This window comes from Pseudomonas sp. CM27, from assembly GCF_013179515.1.
Taxonomy (GTDB): domain Bacteria; phylum Pseudomonadota; class Gammaproteobacteria; order Pseudomonadales; family Pseudomonadaceae; genus Aquipseudomonas.
Genome location: NZ_JABMCN010000229.1, coordinates 7336 through 10026 on the forward strand (window position 1 = coordinate 7336; position 2691 = coordinate 10026).

3 protein-coding genes and 1 pseudogene are annotated in these 2691 nt (G+C 65.2%); all 4 read left to right on the forward strand.

The annotated features are described in order from the left end of the window. Window positions 1-667, forward strand: a 667-nt coding sequence (locus HP547_RS23210) for an ABC transporter permease subunit (RefSeq protein WP_172287615.1), incomplete at its 5' end; no start/stop codon positions are given. A 10-nt stretch (window positions 668-677) separates the two neighbouring features. Next, window positions 678-1604: an ABC transporter permease subunit gene (locus HP547_RS23215; RefSeq protein WP_172218981.1), complete on the forward strand. Its 927-nt coding sequence runs from the start codon at window positions 678-680 to the stop codon at window positions 1602-1604. A 10-nt stretch (window positions 1605-1614) separates the two neighbouring features. Then, a complete protein-coding gene (locus HP547_RS23220) occupies window positions 1615-2583 on the forward strand; it encodes an ABC transporter ATP-binding protein (protein ID WP_172218979.1) in 969 nt (322 codons plus the stop codon). Then, window positions 2583-2691, forward strand: a pseudogene (locus HP547_RS23225) (dipeptide ABC transporter ATP-binding protein); the annotation flags it as partial. The gene HP547_RS23220 and the pseudogene HP547_RS23225, both read left to right, overlap by 1 nt.

Consider the following 2691-nt stretch of genomic DNA (forward strand, 5'->3'; position numbering starts at 1 on the left):
GCTGGCCGGGGTGATCGCCGCGCTCAAGCGTGGCTCGCTGTTCGACCATGGGGTGATGGGCATATCGCTGGCCGGCTACTCGATGCCGATCTTCTGGTGGGGCCTGATCCTGATCATGTTCTTCTCGGTCAGCCTGGGCTGGACCCCGGTGTCCGGGCGCATCGACCTGCTCTACGACATCGAGCCGAAGACCGGCTTCATGCTCATCGACACCCTGCTCAGCGACGAAGAAGGCGCGTTCAAGGACGCGGTGATGCACCTGATTCTGCCGGCCATCGTGCTCGGTACCATCCCGCTGGCGGTGATCGCCCGCATGACCCGCTCGTCGATGCTCGAAGTGCTGCGCGAGGACTATATCCGCACCGCCCGCGCCAAGGGCCTGTCGCCAGCCCGCGTGGTGTTCGTGCACGGCCTGCGCAACGCGCTGATCCCGGTTCTGACCGTATTCGGCCTGCAGGTCGGCACGCTGCTGGCGGGGGCGGTGCTGACCGAAACCATCTTTTCATGGCCGGGCATCGGCAAGTGGCTGATCGAAGCCATCGGCGCCCGCGACTACCCCGTGGTCCAGAACGGCATCCTGTTGATCGCCTGCCTGGTAATCCTGGTCAACTTCGTCGTGGACATTCTCTACGGCCTGGCCAACCCACGCATCCGTCATCAGCGCTGAGGCCCTTGCCATGACTAGCCCGATTGCAAAACCTGTGGCGCCGGCCAGCCCGGTGGACCACAGCCTGCTCTACCCTTCGCCATACAAAGAGTTCTGGCAAGCCTTCGCGCGCAACAAGGGCGCGGTAATGGGCCTGGCCTTCATGTGCCTGGTGGTGTTCTGCGCACTGTTCGCACCCTGGGTCGCCCCGCATGACCCGAGCGAGCAATACCGCGACTTCCTGCTGACCCCGCCGGTGTGGCTCGAAGGCGGCACCTGGCAGTTCATCCTCGGTACCGACGAACTGGGCCGCGACCTGCTTTCGCGGTTGATCCAGGGCGCGCGGCTGTCGTTGCTGATCGGCCTGTCGTCGGTGGTGATGTCGCTGATCCCGGGCATCCTGCTGGGCCTGCTGGCCGGCTTTTTCCCGCAAATTCTCGGGCCGTCGATCATGCGCCTGATGGACGTGATGCTGGCCCTGCCGTCGTTGCTGCTGGCCGTAGCCATCGTCGCCATCCTCGGCCCAGGCCTGATCAACACGGTGATTGCCATCGCCATCGTTTCGCTGCCCTCCTACGTGCGCCTGACCCGCGCTGCGGTGATGGGCGAACTGAACCGCGACTACGTCACCGCCGCGCGCCTGGCCGGTGCCGGGCTGCCGCGGCTGATGTTCGTCACCGTGCTGCCCAACTGCATGGCGCCGCTGATCGTGCAGGCCACCTTGAGCTTTTCTTCGGCGATTCTGGATGCCGCCGCCCTGGGCTTCCTGGGCCTGGGCGTACAACCGCCAACCCCCGAGTGGGGCACCATGCTGGCGTCGGCCCGTGACTACATCGAGCGCGCCTGGTGGGTGGTGAGCCTGCCGGGCATCACCATTCTGCTCAGTGTGCTGGCAATCAACCTGATGGGCGACGGCCTGCGCGATGCGCTGGACCCGAAACTCAAGAACGCCGCCTGAGGAGAACGCCATGTCACTGTTGCAGATCAATAACCTCAACGTGCGCTTCGGCGACGCCAACGCAGTACCGGTGGTCGACGGCCTGGACCTGGTGGTGGACGCCGGCGAGATCCTGGCCATCGTCGGCGAGTCCGGTTCGGGTAAATCGGTGACCATGATGGCCCTGATGGGGCTGATCGACGCGCCGGGGCGCATTACCGCCGATGCCCTCAACTTCGACGGCACCGACATGCTCAAGCTCAGCGGCCGGCAGCGGCGCAAAGTGGTGGGCAAGGACATCGCGATGGTCTTCCAGGACCCGATGACCGCGCTCAACCCCAGCTATACGGTGGGCTTCCAGATCGAGGAAGTGCTGCGCCAGCACCTTGGCCTGAAAGGCAAGGCGGCGCGCCAACGGGCCCTGGAGCTGTTGAAAAAGGTGGAAATCCCCGCTGCGGAAAGCCGCCTGGATGCCTACCCGCACCAACTGTCCGGCGGCATGAGCCAACGTGTGGCCATTGCCATGGCAATTGCCGGCGAGCCCAAGCTGCTGATCGCTGACGAGCCCACTACCGCGCTCGACGTGACCATCCAGGCCCAGATCATGGAACTGCTGGTCAACTTGCAGAAAGAACGCAACATGGCGCTGATCCTGATCACCCATGACCTCGCCGTAGTTGCCGAAACGGCCAGGCGAGTGTGCGTGATGTACGCCGGCCAGGCCGTGGAAGTCGGCCAGGTACCCGAGCTGTTCGATGTGCCCGCCCACCCCTACAGCGAAGCCTTGCTGGCGGCGATCCCCGAGCACAGCATCGGCGCCGAACGCCTGGCCACCCTGCCCGGTATCGTCCCCGGCCGCTACGACCGCCCGGTCGGTTGCCTGCTGTCGCCGCGCTGTCCGTATGTGCAGGACAACTGCCGAAACCAGCGCCCGTCCCTCGACCCCAAGGCGCATAGCCTGGTGCGTTGCTTCTACCCGCTGAACCAGGAGGTGGCGTGATGGCCGTCGTTCTATCCGCCCGGGCGCTGACCCGGCATTACCAAGTGTCCCGCGGGCTGTTCAAGGGCCATGCCCTGGTTCAGGCGCTGAATGGCGTGTCGTTCGAGC